21 protein-coding genes are annotated in these 23,233 nt (G+C 66.9%); 13 read left to right on the forward strand and 8 right to left on the reverse strand.

Annotated elements, in window-relative coordinates; all coding sequences use genetic code 11:
* Positions 1-9: 9 nt before the first annotated feature.
* The 5 genes from ACIGEP_RS07860 to ACIGEP_RS07880 form a co-directional block, all read right to left on the reverse strand.
* Positions 10-1,416, reverse strand: coding sequence for an oligosaccharide flippase family protein (locus tag ACIGEP_RS07860; RefSeq protein ID WP_396661085.1), 1,407 nt, complete (start codon positions 1,414-1,416; stop codon positions 10-12).
* Complete coding sequence (locus ACIGEP_RS07865; RefSeq protein WP_396661086.1) at positions 1,413-2,822, reverse strand: hypothetical protein; 1,410 nt, start codon at positions 2,820-2,822, stop codon at positions 1,413-1,415. Before ACIGEP_RS07865 ends, ACIGEP_RS07860 begins: the two co-directional genes overlap by 4 nt.
* 40 nt (positions 2,823-2,862) lie before the next feature.
* Positions 2,863-3,279: a CatB-related O-acetyltransferase gene (locus ACIGEP_RS07870; protein WP_396661087.1), complete on the reverse strand. Its 417-nt coding sequence runs from the start codon at positions 3,277-3,279 to the stop codon at positions 2,863-2,865.
* Between the two features lie 155 nt (positions 3,280-3,434).
* A complete protein-coding gene (locus ACIGEP_RS07875; RefSeq protein ID WP_396661088.1) occupies positions 3,435-4,145 on the reverse strand; it encodes a glycosyltransferase in 711 nt (236 codons plus the stop codon).
* Between the two features lie 413 nt (positions 4,146-4,558).
* Positions 4,559-5,113: an acetyltransferase gene (locus ACIGEP_RS07880; protein ID WP_396661089.1), complete on the reverse strand. Its 555-nt coding sequence runs from the start codon at positions 5,111-5,113 to the stop codon at positions 4,559-4,561.
* A 52-nt stretch (positions 5,114-5,165) separates the two neighbouring features.
* Here ACIGEP_RS07880 and ACIGEP_RS07885 point away from each other — a divergent pair, with 52 nt between their 5' ends.
* Genes ACIGEP_RS07885 through ACIGEP_RS07900 form a run of 4 tightly spaced genes read left to right on the forward strand, consistent with a single transcriptional unit; the run spans position 5,166 to position 8,767 of the window.
* A complete protein-coding gene (locus tag ACIGEP_RS07885) occupies positions 5,166-6,452 on the forward strand; it encodes a glycosyltransferase family 4 protein (protein WP_396661090.1) in 1,287 nt (428 codons plus the stop codon).
* Between the two features lie 18 nt (positions 6,453-6,470).
* On the forward strand, positions 6,471-7,499 hold the full coding sequence (gene gmd, locus ACIGEP_RS07890) for a GDP-mannose 4,6-dehydratase (protein WP_396661091.1): 1,029 nt from the start codon (positions 6,471-6,473) through the stop codon (positions 7,497-7,499).
* Positions 7,457-8,479, forward strand: coding sequence for a GDP-L-fucose synthase family protein (locus tag ACIGEP_RS07895; RefSeq protein ID WP_396661092.1), 1,023 nt, complete (start codon positions 7,457-7,459; stop codon positions 8,477-8,479). The genes gmd and ACIGEP_RS07895 overlap by 43 nt, the downstream gene beginning before the upstream one ends.
* Positions 8,480-8,500: 21 nt before the next feature.
* Entirely contained in the window at positions 8,501-8,767 is a 267-nt protein-coding gene (locus ACIGEP_RS07900; RefSeq protein ID WP_396661093.1) for a Dabb family protein, read from the forward strand.
* On the opposite strand, the gene ACIGEP_RS07905 is transcribed toward ACIGEP_RS07900, so the two are convergent.
* Positions 8,755-9,240 (reverse strand): DUF4916 domain-containing protein, encoded by a 486-nt coding sequence (locus ACIGEP_RS07905; RefSeq protein WP_396661094.1) that lies wholly within the window; start codon positions 9,238-9,240, stop codon positions 8,755-8,757. The two genes, ACIGEP_RS07900 and ACIGEP_RS07905, sit on opposite strands and share 13 nt — an antisense overlap.
* 116 nt (positions 9,241-9,356) lie before the next feature.
* On the opposite strand from ACIGEP_RS07905, the gene ACIGEP_RS07910 reads away from it, so the two are divergent.
* Genes ACIGEP_RS07910 through ACIGEP_RS07920 form a run of 3 tightly spaced genes read left to right on the forward strand, consistent with a single transcriptional unit; the run spans position 9,357 to position 13,509 of the window.
* Entirely contained in the window at positions 9,357-10,871 is a 1,515-nt protein-coding gene (locus ACIGEP_RS07910; protein ID WP_396661095.1) for a polysaccharide biosynthesis tyrosine autokinase, read from the forward strand.
* Positions 10,872-10,874: 3 nt separating this feature from the next.
* Positions 10,875-11,753, forward strand: a complete 879-nt coding sequence (locus tag ACIGEP_RS07915) for a hypothetical protein (RefSeq protein ID WP_396661096.1) — start codon at positions 10,875-10,877, stop codon at positions 11,751-11,753.
* 46 nt (positions 11,754-11,799) lie between these two features.
* A complete protein-coding gene (locus ACIGEP_RS07920; RefSeq protein ID WP_396661097.1) occupies positions 11,800-13,509 on the forward strand; it encodes a hypothetical protein in 1,710 nt (569 codons plus the stop codon).
* A 9-nt stretch (positions 13,510-13,518) separates the two neighbouring features.
* Here ACIGEP_RS07920 and ACIGEP_RS07925 read toward each other — a convergent pair whose 3' ends face one another.
* Positions 13,519-13,884 carry a response regulator transcription factor gene (locus ACIGEP_RS07925; protein ID WP_396661098.1) on the reverse strand — a complete coding sequence of 122 codons (366 nt, stop codon included), beginning with the start codon at positions 13,882-13,884 and terminating at the stop codon, positions 13,519-13,521.
* Between the two features lie 112 nt (positions 13,885-13,996).
* On the opposite strand from ACIGEP_RS07925, the gene ACIGEP_RS07930 reads away from it, so the two are divergent.
* The 6 genes from ACIGEP_RS07930 (at position 13,997) to ACIGEP_RS07955 (ending at position 22,522) form a co-directional block, all read left to right on the forward strand.
* The gene (locus ACIGEP_RS07930) at positions 13,997-15,628 is read left to right on the forward strand and encodes a sensor histidine kinase (protein ID WP_396661099.1); all 1,632 of its coding nucleotides are present in this window, start codon (positions 13,997-13,999) and stop codon (positions 15,626-15,628) included.
* A gap of 89 nt (positions 15,629-15,717) precedes the next feature.
* Positions 15,718-17,223: a sugar transferase gene (locus ACIGEP_RS07935; protein ID WP_396661100.1), complete on the forward strand. Its 1,506-nt coding sequence runs from the start codon at positions 15,718-15,720 to the stop codon at positions 17,221-17,223.
* Between the two features lie 45 nt (positions 17,224-17,268).
* Positions 17,269-18,906, forward strand: coding sequence for a sensor histidine kinase (locus tag ACIGEP_RS07940; protein WP_396661101.1), 1,638 nt, complete (start codon positions 17,269-17,271; stop codon positions 18,904-18,906).
* On the forward strand, positions 18,903-20,033 hold the full coding sequence (locus ACIGEP_RS07945) for a hypothetical protein (protein ID WP_396661102.1): 1,131 nt from the start codon (positions 18,903-18,905) through the stop codon (positions 20,031-20,033). Before ACIGEP_RS07940 ends, ACIGEP_RS07945 begins: the two co-directional genes overlap by 4 nt.
* A 36-nt stretch (positions 20,034-20,069) precedes the next feature.
* On the forward strand, positions 20,070-21,869 hold the full coding sequence (locus tag ACIGEP_RS07950) for a DUF4012 domain-containing protein (protein WP_396661103.1): 1,800 nt from the start codon (positions 20,070-20,072) through the stop codon (positions 21,867-21,869).
* Between the two features lie 95 nt (positions 21,870-21,964).
* On the forward strand, positions 21,965-22,522 hold the full coding sequence (locus ACIGEP_RS07955; protein WP_396661104.1) for a cell wall protein: 558 nt from the start codon (positions 21,965-21,967) through the stop codon (positions 22,520-22,522).
* Position 22,523: 1 nt separating this feature from the next.
* Here ACIGEP_RS07955 and ACIGEP_RS07960 read toward each other — a convergent pair whose 3' ends face one another.
* Positions 22,524-23,219 (reverse strand): endonuclease/exonuclease/phosphatase family protein, encoded by a 696-nt coding sequence (locus ACIGEP_RS07960; RefSeq protein ID WP_396661105.1) that lies wholly within the window; start codon positions 23,217-23,219, stop codon positions 22,524-22,526.
* Positions 23,220-23,233: the final 14 nt, after the last annotated feature.

Genomic DNA, 23,233 nt, shown 5'->3' on the forward strand with positions numbered 1-23,233 from the left:
TAGACGTCATCACACTGCCCTTTTCCTCGGAATGATTCGACCTTTGGATGTCCGCCACGCGAGCACTGCAAGCCAGACGAGCGCCTGAGCCGCTGCAACGGACAAGAGAATGAATGGATAGCTGCCGTCCACAAGCACGCTAGATGACAGGAGCGCGGTTGATAGTGCGATGGAGACCGCGACGAAAGCTATGGCAAACCAACCGCCCGAGCGCAGCACCACAATCATTCGCACGATACCGAAAAGCAGGCGCCAAGCCGTGAGTATCAGAGCAAACGTGACCAGATCGACTTGCGCGAGCGTAAGTGCAATCAAGGCGGACGCTACCGTCTCTATGGCATTGAAGACTGTGCTTTGCCACCATTGCTTGTTCGACTGCTGGTACCCCTCCAGAACTGGACCTATCAGTCTGATCGGCAGGCTCGCCATCATAACGATGGCGACGGGGACTGCGGCGCGCCAATCAGTAGGAACGATCGGGCCGAGGAAGACAACCGCAGCGCTCAGCCCCGCCACGGCTAACGTCACTGCGGCACCGAGAATTTGGGAAAGACTCACGGCCAACCTCACACGGCCGGGCCCCGACTCTTCTCCAAAAGCCGATAGGGCGACTCGCGCGAGGGGAACTGCGAGGAGACCAGAAATACCGAGCGAGAGTTGGAATGCGAGGTAATAGAGCCCCAAAGTCTCCTTATCGGTGACGAACTGCGCGACAAAGAAGCCGATTTGCAGCGGCAGCGTCATCACCAACGAATTGATCGCCCATGAGAAACGTTCCCAGATCGTGACAGGTTCGGGATTTTCTTCGCGCTCCGCGACCTGCTTCCGGAGGCCTCGCAGAAGCGCGATTTGGACCACGTAGTAGAGGAGCGTCGGAATGGCCAACGCTAGGGCATTTCCCAACCAGATCGCGAGTCCCACCCCGACGAGGAGTTTGAGAGATGCTGCGACCAACTGAGCGATCACCAGTTTCGCGTACGCTCGAACCTTGACTCCCGCTGCGTAGTACACATCGGCCTCGCCCTGGAAGGGAATGCTAAGTGCGATAATCAACGCCAAAACACCACCCTCGGCGCCAGCAGCCAAGAACACGACAATCGCTGCAACTAACGCAACCGCCATCAGTACGGCGTTCTGACGTCGTGTTGCGCGTATTAGTCGACGGAACGAATTCGACCTCCCAGACAAGTAACCATTGACTTCGCCGAAGTTTGCGATGCTGGTGAAGAACGTCAACGACGAAAGCGACGCTGCCCAGAGGCCAAATTCGGCAGGAAGCAACCAGATCGCCAGGACAAGCTGACTCGCCGCCGAAAGACCTCGCACGGCCGCGGTCCCAACGGACAGCGAAACCGCCCCTCGCAACACACCCCCCGCGGGACGTCGTCCGGCCTCTCCCGCGCTCGCCAGGCTCATCGAAGCCTGCCACTACGGGTCGACGCGATCGAAAGCCCAGTCTCGGCGCCTTCCTCGTTACCGAAGAAGCCTGCTCGACGGGAGGCAGCGAGGGCGACGACAACTAGCCCGCTGAAGAAGATGCCGAACCCTCGATTCTCCGTTGGAAAGCCATTCAGGACAGTGCAGAGAACAAGACCGATCGCAACCATCGAATAAGTCGGCGCCTGGAGTTCTCGAATAGTTGAGTACTTCCGGGACCGAAAGACGGCGAGGAAAACAAGGAAGACGGCCAAGACGATCGCCACGGCACCCAGGAGGCCGAACTTTGCCAGGACGACGAGCGGTGTGTCGAGAGTGAAACTCCCATCATCGGTGTAACCCGAGCGAACCGAGGGGAAATTAATTCCCAGCCCTCGTCCAAGCCATGCATTGGACAACCATATCTGAAGAGTCCAGTCGTATGCATTCGACCTGTCGATAATGGACCCGTCTTGCTGGATTGCTGACCAGCCAGAGTCGAGAACTCGGTCAAAAAAGTCTAGCCGCCGGGCTGCAATACCACCGCCGAACGTCTCTGAAAAGGCGATCACGACCCCGAAGGAAATGAGCGCGGCGATTCCGGCGAAGATTAGCCGCGCCGTCCGTTGCATGAGGCCGCGACGACTGAACACCGCGGCTAAGACAAGCCCAACGACCGCGAATATCGCCGGCTGGCGTCCACCGGTGCTCACCAGAATCGCGATCTGCGTTAGTCCGAGAAGAAGCCAAGCTAGACCGGTCGTCTTGCTGTTGAAATACATCGCGAGCGCGAGGGCTATGCCTGCGAACACAGGCATAGAGGACGCCAAGCCGAGTTGCGAGAATCCAAGAACATCACCGCCTCTCCTCGACAGCCAGGTCGTGAGCGCGAGCGCAGCCGCGATGAATGACGTTGCCGAAACCACCACTGTGACCGTTCGCCAAGACAGCTTTAGACCGGATTCGACCCCGACCATCAGAAGAGCTGGAAGGGACAGGTACCCAACCGCGTCACGCAACCAGGAATCAGGAGTAGCGGGTCCGAAACCTAGTTGCAGCAGAGTGAGAATCGGCACGACCATCAAAATTATGGCCGCCACCATGATGGGTTTGACAACCTCGCGGTCCAGTGGGGCAGCACTGGACCAGCGATCGCGAAGAGACCAGAAGGACCAGGCTCCGAACGTCAAGCACAGCGCGACGAACGCGAATTTGAGTTGAGCACCCACGGCCGCGTTCTGGAATAGGAAGAGGGTGCCGCCGAGGACCACGCTTAGTCGAATAAGCGCCGGGGGTATCCACCACGCCAGACACAAAATGACCATTGCTGCAAAGCTGATAAGAATCTGACCCGACACCGCGCCCGCGAGGGCCAGTGCGACGCCGACTGCGACAACGGACGTCACGCGTCGTAACCATCGGTTCCGAATATGCGCCCCCTGCGTGTTACCCACGAGCTTGAAACCTCGCCAATAGCTTCAGGTGATCGGCTTGTTCGGCTTCCGTGAACCGATAGCGGACCAGACGCGCTGGGTTGCCAGCAACTATGCCGAACGCGGGTACATCCTTAGTCACCACGCTCCCCGCTGCAATCACCGCGCCGTCCCCGACCGAGATGCCACCCAGGAGGACGGCGGATGCCCCGATCCACACGTCGCGTCCGATCGAGATACGGTCAAGCTGCTGAGCTTCCCGGTCCCCAACCCATTCGCTGAGCGCGATCGGAACGCCCAACTGATCTATCCGATGGTCGAGTCTCCCCACGATCTGAACGCCACGTGCGATCAGGGCAAAGTCGCCGATCGAACCGTCGACCTCCACCAGCGAGCCTTTGCCCACCGAGACGTTCGCTCCCAGCGTCAAGCCATGCGGGCTGCCTACGTAAGATCCCAGACCGAGACGGAGTCCTGGACCGTGTGTCACGTTCCGGCCCAACTGGCGGCTGTTGATAATTCTTCGCGCCAAACGCTCGACGGGCCTGGGCAGTCGACTCCGATTCGCCGGAATCAGTGAAGCTGTCACGCGGGCCACCCCTCATCGTTCAGACTCTGGTTACGTCCTTCAAGCGCGTCAGCTAATCCCGTGGCCATCTGTTCGGCTGAGTATGCCCGACGGACGACCGCCGACAGACCTACGCGATCTCGGCTCGGCGCACCCTCGACCTCCGTCATGATCGCCGCTGCCAACGCCTGCGGGTTATTGCTCTCGAAGAATTCGATGCCGCCCAACCTCGCCAGCTCCACTTCGGGCGCATGCGGCTCATCTCTGGCGATAAGGACGGGCACGCCGAACCCAAGTGCTTGGGTGACGCTGAGCCCGGCGTACCCGGGCGAGACCGCCGCCGCAACCCGTTTGTAGAGCGCTCGCAGATCGAGCGGAGCAGTTATCTCGCCGTGGAAGATCGCTCGATCTGCAACGCCCAGTTCCGTGGCAAGCCGCTTTAAGCGAACCTCTTCCTCCCCGGCGCCGACGATCTCGGCAACTACACCAGCCGACTTGGCTCTCGGTTCGGCCAGGGCTCGTATCAAGAGCTCGACCTTCTTCGATGGCACCAATCTGCCCACGTACAAGACCGAGCTCACAGAGGATTCAATCGACGCCGGAATCATCTGCTCCGCCGGGTACAGCGAGTTGGGCGCTACCCATAGCGGAACCCCAGGATTCATCTCACGAGCTGGCAAGACGCTGTCATAGCCGTACAGAATGGTCCCGTTGGCGAGACCTCTCATCAACTCCCTGAGCCGACTCGTGGCACTGTCTCTTCCCTTTCTCGGGCTTAGATGACCCCACAGCAGCGTCCTTCGTCCGAGTGCCTTCCGAAGCAGCAATAGCAGCCAGCTAGTAAGGCTCCTCGGATTCAAGTCCAAGACGGTTGCCTCAGCTCGGATGGCTTGCCCCCAGCCACCCACTTGGAGGAGGGCGCGGCCAAGAATCGATATGTTCCGGACCGGCCTATAGTCTCCGGGCGCGATTCCTGTGCGCACCGACCTGTCGAGTTGACGAGGCCCGGAAAAGATGACCAGGTCGCTACCGAACCTACGTCTTAGAACGTCGACACAAGCTTGGCGGTAAAAGGGGAGCACCGCTAGGTAAATCACAAAGCGCGGTTTGCTGACACGTCGGATCGCGAAGGGTGACCTACTCATTCGAACCGATCACCAACCACCCTGCACTCGGCGCCCGCAACAATCGATCCGGGCGGGATCACACCGGACACGACCGTAGTCGGGCGAACCAGAGCAGACCGCCCGACCTCAGCGCCGCCGAGAACGACACACCTGCTAGTAATCCAGGCCCCGTCCTCAACGGTGATCGGTCGCGTAATGAGGGCCATATCTTTGCGATGCCGGTGGCTGCCCGTCGTGAGGAACGTCTCCTGAGAGATGACGGCATCGTGCCCGATGTGGATGTGGTCCTGATTGTGGAACCAGACTCCTTCGCCGATCCACGAACGATCGCCAATGTGCAACTTCCAGGGGAACTTCACGCGTGTCCGGGGGCGAAAGACGACGCCGTGCCCGATCTCGGCGCCGAAGGCGCGAAGTATCCGCACCCGGACACCCGAGCTGATTTGCCACGCGTTGGTGACGAAGAGCAGTTCACACACCGCCCAGAGATAGACGACCCACCTCGGTCGATCCCACGCCGCACGCTCTCCAGGGGCCTTGGAAAGGTCGATCACCGGGATGTCAGACATCGTCCACCTTCTGAAACCAGACCGAAACCGACGCGCGGCTAGGGTCATGAACATGTCGCGTCCCGCCCCCGCAGTCACTGTACTGGGAGTCAATTACCCTCCCGAGCCGACCGGGATCTCCCCCTACACCGGTGCGATGACGCGCGGCCTGACGAGGCGTGGATACCGGACTCACGTGGTCACGACGCATCCTCATTATCCGGAGTGGCGTGTATCGCCAGGTTACGGACAGTGGTCACGGAGGGAACATCTCGACGGCGCCGACGTGCTCCGACTGCGGCACTACGTTCCCGGCAAGCCCAGCGGCATCCGTCGTCTGCTCTCCGAACTGAGCTTCGGCGTGCGCCTGCTGACCGCACCTCTGCAGCAGCCCGACGCGGTCGTCGCCGTGTCGCCGGCCCTCTTCTCTTCTGCGGCCGCGGCGCTGCGGGTGAAGATGTTCCACCGCAAGACGCCCCTGGTCGTCTGGGTGCAAGACCTCTACTGGCTGGGACTCCGCGAGACCGGTCAGGCCGGCGGGCTGAGCAGCAAGATCATCCAGCTGACCGAGAAGTGGCTGCTCTCGAACGCCGATCGTGTCGTCGTCATCCACGACCGCTTCGCCGCCCGGGTGAGCGAGGACTTCGGCATCCCGCGCGACCGCATCCGCGTCGTCCGCAACTGGACGCACCTCGCCCCGACTCCCCCTGTCGACCGCGCCCAGGCACGCGCCGCCCGCGGCTGGGGCGACGAGGTCGTCGTGCTCCACGCCGGCAACATGGGCATCAAGCAAGGCCTCGGCAACGTCGTCGACGCGGCACGGCTCGCTGCCGAGCGCGGCGAGAACGTGCGGTTCGTCCTCATGGGCGGCGGCGGTGAGCGCGACCGCCTGCGCGCCCTGGGCGACGGCATCCCGACCCTGCAGTTCATCGACCCGCTGCCCGATGCCGAGTTCTCGGCCACCCTGGCAGCCGCAGACATCCTGCTCGTCAACGAGTACCCCGGTGTCAGCGAGATGGCCGTGCCCAGCAAGCTGACGTCGTACTTCTCCAGCGGGCGGCCCGTCATTGCCGCGACCGACGAGAAGGGCATCACCGCCGACGAGATCCGCTCCGCCGGCGCCGGCGTGGTGGTGCCCGCCGGCAGCCCCAAGGCATTGCTGAACGAGAGCCTCGCGCTCGGGCGCGACCACGCCCGCGCCGACGATCTGGGGCAGAACGGCAAGCGTTACCGCGAGACGGTGCTCGACGAAACATTCGCGATCGATTCGTTCGCTACTCTGCTCCAAACGCTCATCGATGGAGACCGTGCGCGGTCCCCGCGGACGGCGTCGCGTCGGCGAGCAGACAGCCTCGTCTAGCCCAGGGGGAACATCACTGTGACCAAGCGCGCACTCATCACCGGCATCACCGGACAGGACGGCTCGTACCTCGCCGAATTGCTGCTGTCGAAGGGGTACGAGGTGCACGGGCTGATCCGTCGCGCGTCGACCTTCAACACGCACCGCATCAACCACCTGTACGTCGACCCGCACGACCCGTCCGCGAAGCTGTTCCTGCACTACGGTGACCTCAGCGACGGTGCCCGCATGGTGACGCTGATGAGCGAGATCAACCCCGACGAGGTGTACAACCTCGCCGCGCAGTCGCACGTGCGCGTCTCGTTCGACGAGCCGGAGCACACCGCGGACACCACCGGGACCGGCACGATCCGCCTGCTCGAGGCGGTGCGGCTGTCAGGAATCAAGACGCGGTTCTATCAGGCATCCACCTCGGAGCTGTTCGGTGCGACCCCTCCCCCGCAGGGTGAGGACACCCCGTTCTACCCGCGCTCCCCGTACGGGGTGGCGAAGCTGTACTCGTACTGGATCGTGAAGAACTACCGCGAGGCGTACGACATGTTCGCCGTCAACGGGATCCTGTTCAACCACGAGTCGCCGCGTCGTGGGGAGACGTTCGTGACCCGCAAGATCACCCGTGCCGTCGCCCGCATCAAGGCCGGGGTGCAGAAGGACCTGTACCTGGGCAACCTCGACTCCACCCGCGACTGGGGGTACGCCGCCGAGTACGTCGAGGGTATGTGGCGGATGCTGCAGGTCGACGAGCCGGAGGACTTCGTCCTCGGCACCGGTGTCGGGTACACGATCAAGGACTTCCTGGAGACCTCGTTCGGTCACGTCGGGCTCGACTGGCAGGAGTTCGTCAAGTTCGATGAGCGCTACCTGCGGCCCACCGAGGTCGACGCGCTCATCGGCGACCCGTCGAAGGCGGCCGACAAGCTCGGCTGGGTTCCCACCATCGACGGGAAGGAACTCGCGAAGCTCATGGTTGACGCCGACGTGGAAGCACTCGAAAAGGGTCCCGAATGGATCGACACGGTGAACCTAGCCTCGTGGGGAACCAAGTGACCACCGCCACCGACGGCGTCACCTACACCCCCACCCCCCTCGACCGCGACGCGACCTTCTACGTCGCCGGACACCGGGGGCTCGTGGGATCGGCGATCGTCCGCAAGCTCGAAGCCGAAGGGTTCACCCACGTCGTCGGGAAAAGCTCCGCCGAGCTCGATCTGAAGAACCGTGACGACGTGTTCGCCTACATGGCCGAGATCAAACCCCGCTATATCGTGCTCGCTGCGGCGAAGGTCGGCGGGATCCTCGCCAACAGCACCTACCCGGTCGACTTCCTCTCCGACAACATGCGGATCCAGACCAACGTGCTCGACGCGGCGCTGGCGAACGACGTCGAACGGGTCGCGTTCCTCGGGTCGTCGTGCATCTACCCGAAGTTCGCCGAGCAACCCATCCGCGAGGATTCGCTGCTCACCGGGCACCTCGAACCCACAAACGACGCGTACGCGATCGCCAAGATCGCCGGCATCCTGCACACCCAAGCGGTGCGCCGCCAGTACGGGCTGCCGTGGATCAGCGCCATGCCCACCAATCTCTACGGGCCGAACGACAACTTCTCCCCGAAGGGGTCGCACGTCCTCCCCGCCCTCATCCGCCGCTACGACGACGCCGCCAAGAGCGGCGCCGACGCGGTGACGAACTGGGGCACCGGCACCCCGCGCCGCGAGTTCCTGCACTCCGACGACATGGCCGACGCCGTCCTGCACCTCCTCGAGCACTACGACGGACCCGACCAGGTCAACGTCGGCACCGGCAGCGACGTCACCATCCGCGAGATCGCCGAGACTATCGCCGAGGTCACCGGGTTCACCGGCGACACGAAGTGGGACACCACCAAGCCCGACGGCACACCGCAGAAACTCCTCGACGTGTCCAAGCTCGCCGACGCCGGCTGGACCGCGAAGATCAGCCTGCAAGAAGGCCTCGAACGCACCGTCGCCTGGTACCGCGACCACGCCGACACCATCCGCGAGTAACCCGTGACCTACCGTCACGTCGTGCTCTTCCGCATCCACGACGATGTGGAAGAACACGACGTCGACGCGGCCATCGACGCACTCCGGTCTCTGGCCGACCTCCCGTGCGTCGAGAGCTGGCACATCGCCCGATCGCTCGACGACCGCAAAGGCCGCATCCTCATCGAAGAAGCAACGTTCGCTGACGAGACCGCCTTCGCCGTCTTCCGCGCCGACCCGCGTCACCGCGAGGCCGCCGCGCAGATGGCCGGAATCTCGGACTGGTGGATCGGCGACTACCGGGTCTGAAGCACGCGCGCGAGCAGATCCGCGGACCCCGGCCACATCGGTGACGGGAGCGCGTCGACCGGGAAGAACCGGAAGTCGAGTGCCTCGTTCCGGGGGGACGCGACGCTGGTCAGCCGCGTCAGGTAGGTGAGCCCGACCGAGTGCTTGCGAGGGTCGTCACCGTGCACGGTGCCGTCCGATGGGGCGAGTTCGGGCGGAAACCACTGATAGACGTGCTGCGGCTGGTCGCTCTCCACCTCAACGCCCGCACCGAGAGTGTCGAGGGCGTGTCGATCGATCGCATCGCGCAACGTCTCTCCTCGCAGGACGCGACCACCGAGGTGACACCAGACCTCGCCGAAGGGCGAATGGCGCATGATCAGCCCGACCAGCATCCCTCCCGCGGCATCGATCTCGATCGGAAAGAAATCGACACACAGGATCGGCACGGACCGTTCGACGAGCTCGTAGACATCGTCAGGCAGAAACGTCACTCGATGATCTTCGCGCAGTCGAGCAGACTCCCCGGCGTCATTTGCCCGACACACCCCTGTGGCAGACTGAGCCGAATTGATCGGACGCCCGACGGGGCGGAGGCACGAGAGGCACCATGGAGCTCAGCGACTACATCCGCGTCCTCCGCAAGAACTGGCTCATCATCGTCGTGCTGACGCTCGTCGGTCTGGGAGCTGCCGCAGCGTACTCGCTGACGCGCACTCCTATTTATGAGTCGTCGAGCAGCGTCGCCGTCTCGACGCAGACCGGCGGCACGGCATCCGACATCCAGCAGGGCGCCAACTTCGCGCAGACGCGCATCAACACCTACGTCGGACTGGTGCGGACGCCCATCGTCCTGAACCCCGTCATCGCCGAGCTCGACCTCGGCGTCACGGCTGAGTCCCTCGCCCAGCAGGTCACCGCCTCGTCCGCCCTCAACACGACGATCATCACGATCACCGTGTCCGACCCCGACGCCGTCGCGGCGGCGGACCTCGCCAATCAGATCGCCGCCAGCCTGTCGACCGTCGTCCCCGAGATCGAGCCGCAGATCGACGAAGGCGGCAGCCCGATCCGCCTCACCCGCGTCAGCGACGCGCAGCCGGCCCTCGCACCCGCCAGCCCCAACGTCCCGCTGAACCTCGCGCTCGGCGCGCTCGTCGGGCTCGCGCTCGGCATCGGCATCGCGGTGCTCCGCACCGTCCTTGACAACAAGGTCCGCACCCCGCGCGAGGCGGAGCAGATCACCTCCTCCCCGTCGCTCGGCGCGATCGCCTTCGACACCAAGGCCAAAGATCGCCCGCTCATCGTGCACGCCGATCCGCTCAGCCCCCGCGCCGAGTCGTTCCGCGCCCTGCGCACCAACCTGCAGTTCCTCGACATGGGCGGCCGTTCGAGCTTCGTCATCACGAGCTCGGTCCCCAGCGAGGGCAAGTCGACCACGACGATCAACCTCGCGATCGCGCTCGCGGATGCCGGCAAGAAGGTCGCGCTCCTCGACACCGACCTGCGCAAGCCCAAGGTCGCCGAGTACCTCGGCGTCGAGGGCGGCGTCGGCCTCACCGACGTGCTCATCGGACGCGCCAGGGTCGGCGACGTCATGCTCCCGTGGGGCGGCCGCAGCATGTTCGTTCTGCCCGCGGGCAAGATCCCGCCGAACCCGAGCGAACTGCTCGGATCGAAGCAGATGGGCACCCTCCTCGAGGTCCTCGAACGCGACTTCGACGTCGTCCTGTGCGACGCTCCCCCGCTGCTGCCCGTGACGGATGCCGCCATCCTCGCCCGCAGCACGAGCGGCGCGATCCTCGTCGCCTCGGCCGGCAAGGTGACCCGCCACCAGCTCGAGGGCGCCGTCGAGGCGCTGCACACAGTCGGGGCGAAGGTCGCCGGGTTCGTCATGTCGATGGTGCCCACCCGCGGTCCGGACTCGTACTACAACGGCTACGGGTACGGTTACGGCTACGGGTACGGCGGCTACGGCTACACGCAGGAGCAGCCGAAGGCCGCGCGCGGTCGTAAGCGTAAGACGCCCGTCGCCGTCGTCCCCGACACCACCCCCGCAATCGGGGACATCGGGTTCGACACGCGACGCGAAGCGCGCGACGCCGGCGACACCGCCGTCCGCTGACCCATGGCCCGCCGGTCCCCGGTCCGCCGAGGCCTGCCCTCCGTCGTCGTCGCCGTTCTCCTCGTCGCGCTGACGGTCGCTGTCGGCGGCCTCGTCGTGCTCGCACTGCAACGCGGACAGGGCACGACGACCGAGCGGGTCGCCGACCCCCTGCCGGTGGTGTCACCGTCGCCGTCGGTCACGGCCTCCTCGGCGCCGCCGGTTGTTGCGGCGCCGGGCTCGGCCGAGCGATTCCTCGCCGTCGGCGACGGCGTGATCTGGCGGGCGACCGCGGGCATCTGCGGCGACACCGCTCCCGTCGTCGAACGCTCCGTCGACGAGGGGGCGACCTGGACCGACGAGACACCCACCTACCGTGAGATCGGGCAGGTCCGCAGCCTCCTCCCCTTCGCCGACACGCAGGCCACCCTCGTCGCCGACGTCGGTGACGACTGCGACATACAGGCCCTCCAGACCTTCACCGACGGCGCCTTCTGGTCGCCCTACGAAGAGGTCCTCGCGAAAACCGCCTACCTCGCAGACGACACCGTGGTGATCGACGGCACCTCCCTCAGCGCGCCCTGTGCGCAGCCGTGGGGCCTACGTGCGTCGGGCGACACGGTCGCCTTCGTCTGCGACGGCACCGCCTACGAGACGGTCGCCGGCCAGACGACGCGTCTCGCCGACGGTGTCGTCGCCCTCGACGTCCACGACGGCGCGGTCGTCGCCGCGACGGTGACGCCCGACTGCGACGGACTGCAGCTGTCCACGTTGTCGACCGCGGGCAACGCGGAGGCGATCGCCTGCACCGACGCCGATCCTGCCTCGCCCATCGCCCTTGCCCTCACCGACGACGCGATCTGGCTCTGGAAAGGTGACGCGCTGACGTCCACACCCCGCTGAGTCTGCCGCTACGCTGCCCATGACGGCCGTGCAGAAAGGGGGGACGGTGACTCGTCATCATCGTCGCGCCGCGCTGCGGGGTCGCCTGCGCACGTCTCTCACCGTGCTGGCGGCACCCTTCATCAGCGGGGAGTACTTCACCCGCTGGTCCCTGATCATGTCGTTCGTCGTCGGCACCTTTCTGAGCGTGCCGAGCGTCGGCATCCCCTCCTTCGACGGATACCTGCGCGGCGTCGCGGTCGCGGCGGTCGGGTGGATGCCGCTCGCCGCCATCGGGCTCGGTGCCGCGTACGCCGAACGACGACTCGCGACGAGTCCGGGCGAGCGAGTGGCCGTGATCGCTGCCGCCATCGTCGGCTTCTCTGCCGCCCGTCCCTTCCTCAACGACGCGGTCAGCTCTGCTCTGTTCGGCCTCTCGACCGGGGGCAACTGGGCAACCCGCATCACGACGAATGTCGTCACGTCGGTCATCCTGTTCACCGTCTGCGCCATCGCCGTGACCCATCACCGACGCCTCCGCGCCACGACGCGTCGACTTCGATCCGCGAGCGCGCTCATGCGGATCAGCATCGCCGAAGCCGCCCACCTGCAGAGCACGGTACCGACCGTCCTGGCTCAGATCGCCGACGATCTGACGCGCCACCGCGACCGTCTGCTCGCCGGCCCCGTCGACTACGACGCCGTCCGCGACTACTCCACGCGCGTGCGCTCCGCGAGCCACCGACTCGACGAGCTGACGCAGTGGCCGCCCGACGACACGTCGGTCGACGTCGACGTCGACGACGCGCGTGGTGTTCCGGTGCTGGCTCGCCTCAGCGACACGCCACCGCTCAGCGTCGGACTGACGTACGTGGCAGCCACCATCCCCTTCGGTCTCACCCACGGCGGACCGTCGGTCGTCGTCGCCGCGGTCACCGCCTGCGCAGCCCTCGACCTCGCCGCGACCTTCCTCCTGCGGCGGGCACGAGGACTGCGGGTGACCCTGCGCGGCCTCCTCTTCCTCACGACCTGGGCCCTCGTGGGCGTCGGAGTCCTGGCCCTCACCTACGCGCTGCTTCCCCACGTCGGTGCACTGGGTCTCGTGCCGCTCCTGGCCCTCCCCCTCACCGCGGCGATCATCAGCCTGTCCGTCGACGCCTATCGCCGAGCGCGAGCCGAGGAGGTCCGCGCCACCTCGACGCTTCGCTCCGCGGCGCGCACCCTCGCGACGGCGGTCGAGTCGGCGCGGGCACCCCTCCGACGGGCGAGCGACCTGCTCCACGGTCGTCTGCAGAGCCGATGCGTGATCCTCGCCGCCCACGTGGACGAGACTCCCGCCGACGCGGCTACCATCGACACCTTCCGTCCGCAGACCGACGAAGTCCTGGACGAGCTGCGGAGCGGCGCGAACCACGCCGTCGAGGAGACGATAGAAGACCTCGTCGAGGCGTGGTCCGTCGTCATGGACGTCCGTGTCGGAGCCGAGCCCGAGGCGCGCGCAGCCTTCGACGACCCCGCGATCGGAGAAGAGGCGAGCCGGTTGGTCAATGAGGCGCTCGTCAACGCGGTGAAGCACTCCGCGGCGCGCGAGGCCTCCGTCGAGATGGAACGCACCGACGATCGGCTGCGACTGCGCATCAGTAGCCCCGGCATCCTGTCGTCACGGGCGCTTGTCTCCCCGGCGACCGGGCTCGGGACACGTGCGGCCGAGACGACGCTGCGCCAAGTGGGTGACCAGGTCGTCCTCGAGCGCGAGTTTCCGCTGCCGCCGCCGTGACCCGGTCGGTCAGCCCGCGAGGAGCGTCTCGACCCGCTCGCGCAGCTGTCGCGGCGTGAACGGCTTGACGACGTAGTCGTCGACGCCCGCCGCCCTCGCGCGCGAGACGTCCTGCGGCGACGAGCGCGCCGTGAGCATCATGATGCGCGTCCGGGCGAAACCCGGATCGGACCGCAGCTCCGAGCACACCTCGATGCCCGATTTGATCGGCATCATCCAGTCGAGGATGACCACATCCGGATGCCGGGCGTGCGCAGCATCCAATCCCGCACCGCCGTCGTGTGCGACATCGACCTCGTGGCCGACGCGCGAGAGCACCTGCTGCAGGAGCGACGCCACATCGACGTCGTCCTCCACCACCAGCACATGCGCCACGCGGTCACCTCGCGTCATCGTGCCGACTCCGAACGTCGGCGATGGTGCTGACATTACACTCCGACCTTTCGTCCATACGCTGGTTGTATCGAACCGGTTGTACGGTGTACGCGTGACGACGACGGAGGGGCATCCCGCCGCGCCGAGGCGCGCCCGCCGGCGCAGCATCGCGTTCTGGATTCTCGCCCCGCTCTCGGTCTTCGCCCTCGCTCTCCTCGGATTGGGCCTGCAGGCCGTCGATGTTCCGATCGCATTCTGGTGGCCGGCCGCCGGAGTGTCCCTCGCCTTCGTCCTGCGCACCGCGCCGTCTCACCGGTGGGTGGCGATCGCACTCGTGTTCGCGCTGACCTCCTCCGCCAACGCCATCGCCGGCCGTCCCGCCGCACTCGCCGTGCTCTACGGGCTGTTCAACACCGTCGAGATCGTCATCGTCGTCGTGCTCCTCAGCCGCCTCGGTGAGCCGTTCCGTCTGGATTCGCTGAAGCACGCCGCTCGGTTCACGGGCGCGGCTCTCGGGGGCGCGCTCGTCGCAGCCGCGGGGATCGCCTCGGCGAACACACTGCTGGGGACGGGCTCATTCTTCCCGGCATCGATCATCGCCTTCGCCTCGCACAGCTCGGCGATGATCCTGATCGGCAGCCTCGCCATCCTGCCCCGCGACCGGAGCAGGCACGTCCGCCTTGTCGAGATCGCTGCGCACCTCCTCGCCGTGGGAACCGCGATCTTCCTCGCTTTCGGACCACCGGGGTACACACACCTGTCCTTCCTCGTCTTCGCGATCCTCGCCGGCGCATGCCTGCGATTCCCGATGCGCCTCGCGGCGTGGCTCTCTCTGCTCACTTCCGTCGCGGTACTCGTGCTGACCCGCACCGCCGGCGGTACCTCCCGCGTCGGGATCGTCGAATCCGCCGAGTCCGCCGTGACGCTCGTCGTCTTCATGAGCGCCGTCGGCGTCTTCACCGTGCTCGTCGCCGCGGCCCGACACGAGAGCCTCGCGAACGCCGCCCTCGCGGTGCAGGCTGCCCACGAGATCGCCACCGCCGAGCGGACCCGTGCCACCGCGATCGCTCAGCAGCTCGACCTCGAACGGCAACGAGAGGACTTCACCACCGCGACGAGCCACGAGTTGCGGACGCCCGTCACGAACGTGCTCGGATACACCGACCTGCTCGCGGAGTCGGCGCTCACAGCCGAACAGCGCAGCTGGGTCGACGCCATCCGTCGCGGCGCGGCCCGACTGAAGGACTTGATCGACAGCCTCACCTCCCCGGGCACCGGGGGTGATCCCGACCGTTTGCCGGTCGACACGCTCATCGACGACATCTGCGCGGCACATCACGCTGACGCACTGTCGCGGCGGACAACTCTCGACACAGTGCATTCCGGACACCACGTTCTCGCGGTCGAAGCGGACGTACGCCGAGCCCTCTGGGGCCTCGTCTCGAACGCGATCACCTTCGCCGAGGGCGGCACCGTCTCGGTCAGCGCTTACCGCATCGGGGACGACGTCGCGGTCGTCGTTGCTGACGATGGACCCGGGATGTCCCCTGAGACCCTCGGGAGCGCGTTCGAACGCTTCTACCGCGGCCGCGAGGCGGAAGGGCGCACCGCGAGCGGGATCGGCCTCGGGCTCGCCACCGCCCGCGAGCTCGCTCGACGCAACGGTGGCGACATCACACTTGCCTCGCGACCCGGCGAGGGTGTCGTCGCCACGCTCCGACTGCCGGCGGCACCGACGACCTAGACCGATGACGTCTCGGACACACGCGTGTTACAGGCCCCTGCTACGGTGCATCCGAGAGGTCGTGAGAACCCTCTCACGTGGGGGAAAAGATGGCGAGCACGGTGACTCCCGAGACAGCGGGTGAGCGGATGCCGCGCGCGATCGCATCCGCGCCGACAGCCCCCTGGCGCCGCGTCTACGCCCGACGCCTCTGGGTCAGCGACCTGCTCGTGCTCATCTGGGTCGTCTACGGCACTCAGATCGCCTGGTTCGGCCTGGGGGCGGCCGAGATCGCCATCCGCTCGGGCCGCGTGGGGGGCGAGATCTCGTACTGGGGCTTCTCCACCGCCCTCATCCTCGTCTGGATGCTGACCCTCAGCCTCGCCGACACCCGCGACTACCGCGTGATCGGCGCCGGCTCCGCCGAGTACGCCCGCATCGCCCGCTCCAGCGTCACCCTCTTCGGCATCATCGCGATCTTCGCCTTCCTCACGCAGATCGAGGTCGCGCGCGGCTTCCTGCTCATCAGCCTGCCCCTCGGCATCCTGGTCCTCCTCTTCGAACGGTGGCTCTGGCGACAGTGGCTCATCGCGCAGCGTCGCACGGGCCACTTCTCGGCGCGGGTCCTGCTCGTGGGGTCGCGGCAGTCGGTCGTCGACATTGCGAACGAGCTCGTCCGCACCCCGAGCGCGGGGTACCACGTCGTCGGCGCCTGCATCCCCGGTGCGGCGGTGGCCGACACCGTGGACGGCACCGACATCCCGATCATCGGCTCGATCGCGTCCCTGAGCAGCGCGATGACCGTCACGAATGCCGACACTGTGGTCGTCACGAGCACCGACGAACTGCCCGCCGACAAGGTGAAACAGATCTCGTGGAGCCTCGAAGCGGGTCGCCAGCACCTCGTGATCGCCCCCGGCATCGCCGACATCGCCGGCCCCCGCATCAGCAGCCGCCCCGTCGCCGGCCTCCCCCTGCTGCACGTCGAGACGCCGCGGTTCAGCGGAGGCCAGCGGGTCGCCAAGCGCATCCTCGACGTGACAGCCGCGTCGCTCGGCGTGATGCTCATCAGCCCGGTCCTCCTCTTCCTCGCCATGTCGATCCGCCTGTCCAGCCCCGGCCCGATCCTGTTCCGCCAGGCCCGTGTCGGTCACGGCGGTCGCGAGTTCACGATGCTGAAGTTCCGCTCGATGGTCATCGACGCCGAGGAGCGCCTCGCCGCGCTGCTCGAGCAAGAGCGCGATGCCGGCAACACGGTCCTCTTCAAGATGAAGAACGACCCGCGGGTCACGCCCATCGGACGCATCATGCGCCGCCTCAGCCTCGATGAACTGCCGCAGCTGTTCAACGTCATCGGCGGATCGATGTCGCTCGTCGGGCCGCGCCCGCCGCTCCCCCGCGAGGTCGAGCTCTACGCCGACCACGTCCACCGCCGGTTCCTCGTGAAGCCGGGGATCACCGGGCTCTGGCAGGTGAGCGGTCGCTCGTCGCTGACGTGGGAGGAGTCCGTGCGACTCGATCTCTCGTACGTCGAGAACTGGACGCTCGTGGGCGACCTCGTCATCCTCTTCAAGACTGCCAGGGCCGCGCTCGCGCCCGGTGAGACCGCCTTCTGACATCGCCCCGTCCGCACGTGGCTACACTGGCGACGGAGCCACCTGATGCCGACAACCGAGAGCCGCTGGGCTGACAGTCAGCTCATCGGCACCCGTGTGAGATCGGTCTGGCAGTGGCAGCTGATCTTCACCTTCAGCGTCGTCGTCATCACGGTGGTCGTCAGCATCCTCGACGTCGAGCTCCTGGCAACCCCCGGCTACCTCGTCGGCGTCTTCGTCATCATCATCTGCTCCATCGCCACACTGGTCACGCCGTGGGCCCGAGTTCCCCGCCACGCGGCCTTCGTCCTCCCCCTCACCGACATCGTCGCTATCGGATTCCTCGCCCTCGTGGAATCGAGCCTCGGGTATCTTTGGCTCTTCCCGATCGCGTGGATCGCGACGTACTTCGGCACCGCCGAGATCGTGCTCGCCATCAGCGCCGTCGCCGTGATGAGCCTGGCCGACCCGTCGCGCTGGGGCTTCTCGTCCGACGTGATCGTCGAGCTGCTCATCGTGGTGCTGGCACTCGCCTTCCTCGCCATCACGATCGCCGTCGGCGCACGACGGACCCGCGCGTTCCGCGTCCTCGCCCGCAATCAGGCACAGCGGCTGACCGCGACCGTCGACCGCGTGCAATCGGCCGAGCAGCGCGTCAACGCGGTCTTCGACTCGATCTCGGTGGCCCTCGCGCGCGTCACGCGCGGCGGCGAGATCGTGTCCGCGAACGCCGCGTACCGCGCGCTCTACTCCCTCGACACGCAGGACCTCCGCTTTCCTCTCGGGGGCGCCGTCGAGTACTCCGACTACCGCGGTCGCGCACTCAGTCCCTCTGAAACCGCGATCGCCCGGGCCGGCCGCGGCGAGGTGGTCGAGAACGAGCGCCTGTGGCTCTTCGACCGCAACGGCACCTGGCGCGCCCTGGGATTGTCGATCCGCGACGCGGCACCGAATTCACTCGGCCAGCGCACCGCCGTCATCGAGCTCGCCGACCTCACCGCCGTCGCCGACGCCCAGCGCGAGCGGCCGCACGTCACGAGAGTGGTCGCGCACGAGCTGCGCAACCCGCTGACCGTGATCCTGGGGCACGCCGACCTGCTGCTCGAAGGGTCGAACCTGACCCCCGGCCAGCGCGACCACCTCGACGTCATCGAATCGGCCAGCGAGCGGATGCTCACCCTCATCCAGGGCCTGCTCGCGCAGTCGACGGATGCCGCAGACCATCACGCGCAGTTCGACGCCGCCCAGCTCGTGGAGGCTTCCATCGAGGCATTCGAGCCCGCGGCATCCGCATCGGCCCTCACCATCGACCCGATCGTCGCCGGCCCCCTCCCCGTCGACGGCGACGAATTCCGCCTGCGGCAGGTGGTCGACAACATCATGAGCAACGCCATCAAGTACAGCGACCGCGGCACGCTGCGCGTCGTCGGAGGGCTCGATGACGACGGGTGGGTCGTGATCTCGATCGCCGACGAGGGTATCGGGATGACGTCGGACGACGTGGAGCGGGTGTTCACCCCCTACTTCCGTGCCCAGAACGCGCAGGAGGGGTCGGTCCCGGGCACGGGCCTCGGCATGGGCATCACTCGCGACATCGTCGAGGCGCACGGGGGTAGCATCACCGTGGAGCGCTCTCTCGGACGCGGGACGACCGTCACGGTCCGGCTCCCCGCCGCAGGTCGCGAGGAGGGGGGTGAGCGATGACGCACGTCGACGTGACGATCGTGCTGGTCGCCTTCGCCACCGCCTGCACGATCATGATGATCGGCCTCGGATTCCTGCCCTACCCCGGACGAGCCGCCGCCATCTGGTCCTCGGGGTTCGCCGTCGCCATGCTGAGCTGCTACCTGCTCGTCGCCGCGGACCAGGTCGACTCGAGCATGGTCCGTGCCGCCGCGCACGGTCCGATCCTGTGCGCCTCCGCGTTCATCTGGGTCGGCTTGCGTGCCCGCCGCGGGCGCGAGCCGATCATGCTGATCCCCACGATCACCGTCTTCAGCGTGCTCACCGTCGCCCTGGGCCTCACCGCCGAGACGGCGGCGTACGGCTGGGTCTTCCGCGTCGCTTTCGCCGTGGGAGCCGTCGTCGCCGCACTGACGGTGTGGGAACTCGCCCGGCTGCGTAAACCCGAGCTGGAGATGTCACTCCCCCTGCTCGTCGCCTCGGTCGGGTTCGTCGGCCTCGCGGTGCTCGTCGGCATCGACGGCGTCACCCGATGGGTGAACGGACAGAGCGGACAGCCCGAGGCGGCCATGTCGGGGCTCTACGCGCTCAACGAGCTCGTCGCCCTGCTCTACCTCGTGTGCGCGCTGGTCACCCTGCTCTACCTCGTGCGTCGCGGCCAGCAGAGTGCCGACCCGCAGCGGGCACCCGACTTCTCCACGATCGCGCGCGACCGCCTTGCCCGCGCGCAGGCCGCCGACGATCGCTGGTGGTCGCTTCTCGACATCCGGCTCGACGACCCGAACGAGCTGCTCGAAGCCTCGAGCGGGCGCGCCTTCCAGCGAGTGACGGCCCGCTTCGCCAGCGACATCCGCGACGTGATGCCTCCCGAGGCCGACCTCCACTTGGTGTCGCGGACGCAGGTCCTCGTCCTGCTGCCACGACCCGACACCGCAGTGCGGGCACTGATGTCGAAACTGCTCGAACGCGTCGGAACGTTCACCGATCAGCAGGCCGTGCCGGTGCGCCTCTCGGCGAGCATCGGCGTCGCCGCCGCGCCGCTCGCGGACTGGGACCTCGATCGCCTGCGGGCCGCCGCCGGCGACGCTGCCGCGCACGCTCAGGTGTCGGGCGGCGACCGGTGGGAGCGCGCGGTCTTCGCCCCCTGATCGGGCTCGCGAGTTCGTCACCGTAGGATCGTGCCGATGCCCGAGACGTTCCTGCCCCCCGCCGCCCGCACCGCGGGCCGCATCGTCGTGTGGGTCCTCGGGCTCGCCCTGCTGTTCCTGCTCTTCGCCTTCGGGTGGATCGCGGTGCGCGGGTACCTCGCGTACGACCACCTGTCGAGCGCCCAGAAGCAGGCGCCGGCGATCGCCTCGGACATCGGTGACCTCAGCGCCGCCGGTGAGGCGATCGACGAGATCGCCCGGCACACCGCCGCTGCGAGAGAGCTGACCTCCGACCCCCTCTGGCAGGGCGCCGAGGGCGTGGCATGGCTCGGCCCCCAGCTCGCCGCCTTCGCCGACGCCGCGGCGGCTGTCGATGACGTGGTGACGGGGACCGTGAAGCCCATCGCATCGGTCGCCGACGGATTCGGCGTCGAGGCCTTCATCCCCGTCGACGGACGCATCGACACCTCGGTGTTCGCCGCGCTCGCGGAGCCCGCCACCGACGCCGCGGAGGTCGCGGCATCCTCTCGGAACAGCGTCGCTGCGATCGACCGGACGCCGCTCGTCACGCCCGTCGCGAGTGCGATCGACCAGCTCGGCGACCTGATGGCGCAGGTCGCCTCGGGCACCGACACCCTCGCCCGAGCGAGCCGCCTGCTGCCCTCCATGCTCGGGTCCGACGGCGCGCGCAACCACTTGTTGCTGGTCCAGAACAATGCCGAATGGCGCACCCTCGGCGGCATCGTCGGCTCCATGACACCCGTCCGAGCGGATGACGGGCGCCTGTCCCTGGGCGACCAGATCCAGGCACGGTCGACGACGAAGTACCCGGACTCGATTCTCGACCTCGGTGAGTACGGCTCGATCTATCAGGCGAAGCCGGGGCGCTTCCTGCAGAACATCACACAGGTGCCGGACTTCCGGCTGACCGCCGAGTTGGCGAGAGAGTTCGCCGCGCGCGAGGACGTCGCGGTCGACGGCGTCATATCGATCGACCCTGTCGCACTGTCCTACCTTCTGAAAGCGACCGGTCCCGTGCGGCTGCCCACCGGGGACGAGCTGACGAGTGCCAACGCGGCGGGCTTCCTGTTGAACGGCGTCTACCTCACGTACGACGATGCGAATGCGCAGGACGCAGTGTTCTCCGGGGCGGCGGCAGCAGTCTTCGCCGCACTGACCGCAGGCGATGTCGACCCCGGAGCACTGATCACCGCGCTCGGTCGCGCTGGCACGGAGCATCGCCTGTACCTCTGGAGTGCTCGCGAGCAGGATCAGGTGATCCTCGACGGAACAACCCTGGCCGGCGCACCGCCCGCCGACTCGTCCGATACAGCGCGCTTCGGCGTCTACTTCAACGACGGCACCGGTTCGAAGATGGACTGGTACGTCACCCCCGATGTCGAGTTGGCATGGACGGGCTGTGCTGCGGGTTCCACACCGCGGACGATCTCCCTCACCGTGACGCTGACAAGCACAGCCCCTGCCGATGCTGCATCGGCTCTCCCCCCCTACATCACCGGAGGTGGTGCATACGGCGTGCCAGCCGGAACCGCGCGCACCGTCGGCGAGGTTTATCTCCCAGAGGGCTTCGAAGTCGCGTCGTCGGCGATCACGACCGGTCGCGGATTCAGCGGAGGCATGGTCGGCGACCGACAGGTGCTGTCGTACTCGATCGACCTGAAGCCGGGGGACTCTCAGACGGTGACCATCGACGTCATCGCTGACACCGACATCCAGAACGCCGAAGCGTGGGTCACCCCCACGGCGGACGCCGACCGGTCGCCGATCGTTCGTGCCACGTGCGCCTCTAACGACACCGGCGTCACACTGGGCTGACCTGACACGCCACCCGATCGTCATCCGACCGAAACCCCAGGTCCGAGCCCCTCGGTTACACTCAGGTTAGTACCCGGCCCGAAAGCAGCACCCCCATGCGCCGTCCCCCCCGCGCCCTCCTCACGACCCTCGCCCTCGCGGCAGTGATCGTCGGCGCGCCCGCCGCGGCCCACGCCTCGACAATCTATCCGCCGGTCGACGCCTGCCAATCGGATGCCGCCGGCGCCGGTCCGGGTTCCACCATCAGCTTCTCGTGCGACGCAACCACGTTCGGCGCGAACGAGACCGTGACGGTGACGGTCACCGGTGAGAACGGCGCCGCCGCGACGTTCGCGATGGTGAACATGGCCGTATCGACGGCGAGCGCCGTCTATCAGTCCGACGCCGATGGCGCCCTCCCCACGGTGCGGATCACGCTGGCGTCCGACGCCCGCGGCGTCTACAACGTCGCCGCCGTCTCGGCGACCTCCGCCGGCGGCACGGCGAGCGCCGTGATCGACACGAGTCAGAGCAGTGACCCGCTCGTGCGCGCCGGCTTCGACGGCAGCCAGCTCATGGGTCTGTGGATCGGTGCCGGTGCGCTCGTCGCCGCGGGTGCCGTCATCTTGGTCGCGACCGGCCTGCGCCGTCGCCGCGACCGCATCGACGACTGACTCAGGCGACGTTCGGCTTCGACCGGACGATCGGCTTCGCCGTCACCAGGATCGGCAGATGGTCGCTCGCACCCTGGGGCAGCGTGCGCACCTGCTGGATCTCGAACCCGCTCGAGGTGGCGAAGTCGTAGTAGCCCTTGAAGAACTTGTACCGCGTGTACGTCCGCGCATCGCTGAGGCTGAGCTCGTACCCGCTCTCGCGGATCACCTGCCCGAGGTTCTCCTTGAAGACGGGGTAGTTGAAATCGCCGACCATCAGGATCGGCGCACCCTTGCCGAGCGTCGAGAGCTCGCGGAGCGCCGCGCGGATCTGATGACGGCGCAGCGAGTTCAACGCGGTGAGGGGCGCCGCATGGAACGACGCGACGATGAACTTGGTGCCGTTGTCGATGTCACGCAGGTGCAGGCCCAGCATCCGCTCGTCGGCCGGTTTGAGGACGATGTCGTGCAGCGACTTCTTGAGAGAGAAGGTGCGACTGGCCCCGGGACGGAACCCGTTCTCGCGGTAATAGATCGCCAGACCCAGGCGGTTCGATCGCGTCGCGTCGGCGAGCACCAGGCCCCCGATACGCTCGGGCATGTCGGTCGTGTCCACCTCTTGCAGGCACAGCACGTCGACGTCGTAGCGGCTCACCAACTCGGTCAGTTCGCCCGCTGCGGCGTGCTTGCGCAGGTTGTACGAGACGACAGTGATCATCGGAGTATCAGCCT

Source organism: Microbacterium sp. NPDC077663 (assembly GCF_044542795.1).
Lineage (GTDB): Bacteria > Actinomycetota > Actinomycetes > Actinomycetales > Microbacteriaceae > Microbacterium.

Coding starts and splice junctions, on each gene's coding strand:
- ACIGEP_RS07860 (WP_396661085.1), bottom strand. CDS start 1,416: ATGAGCCTGGCGAGCGCGGGAGAGGCCGGACGACGTCCCGCGGGGGGT.
- ACIGEP_RS07875 (WP_396661088.1), bottom strand. CDS start 4,145: ATGAGAGGTCTCGCCAACGGGACCATTCTGTACGGCTATGACAGCGTC.
- ACIGEP_RS07880 (WP_396661089.1), bottom strand. CDS start 5,113: ATGTCTGACATCCCGGTGATCGACCTTTCCAAGGCCCCTGGAGAGCGT.
- ACIGEP_RS07885 (WP_396661090.1), top strand. CDS start 5,166: ATGTCGCGTCCCGCCCCCGCAGTCACTGTACTGGGAGTCAATTACCCT.
- ACIGEP_RS07895 (WP_396661092.1), top strand. CDS start 7,457: ATGGATCGACACGGTGAACCTAGCCTCGTGGGGAACCAAGTGACCACC.
- ACIGEP_RS07910 (WP_396661095.1), top strand. CDS start 9,357: ATGGAGCTCAGCGACTACATCCGCGTCCTCCGCAAGAACTGGCTCATC.
- ACIGEP_RS07915 (WP_396661096.1), top strand. CDS start 10,875: ATGGCCCGCCGGTCCCCGGTCCGCCGAGGCCTGCCCTCCGTCGTCGTC.
- ACIGEP_RS07935 (WP_396661100.1), top strand. CDS start 15,718: ATGGCGAGCACGGTGACTCCCGAGACAGCGGGTGAGCGGATGCCGCGC.
- ACIGEP_RS07940 (WP_396661101.1), top strand. CDS start 17,269: ATGCCGACAACCGAGAGCCGCTGGGCTGACAGTCAGCTCATCGGCACC.
- ACIGEP_RS07945 (WP_396661102.1), top strand. CDS start 18,903: ATGACGCACGTCGACGTGACGATCGTGCTGGTCGCCTTCGCCACCGCC.
- ACIGEP_RS07950 (WP_396661103.1), top strand. CDS start 20,070: ATGCCCGAGACGTTCCTGCCCCCCGCCGCCCGCACCGCGGGCCGCATC.
- ACIGEP_RS07955 (WP_396661104.1), top strand. CDS start 21,965: ATGCGCCGTCCCCCCCGCGCCCTCCTCACGACCCTCGCCCTCGCGGCA.
- ACIGEP_RS07960 (WP_396661105.1), bottom strand. CDS start 23,219: ATGATCACTGTCGTCTCGTACAACCTGCGCAAGCACGCCGCAGCGGGC.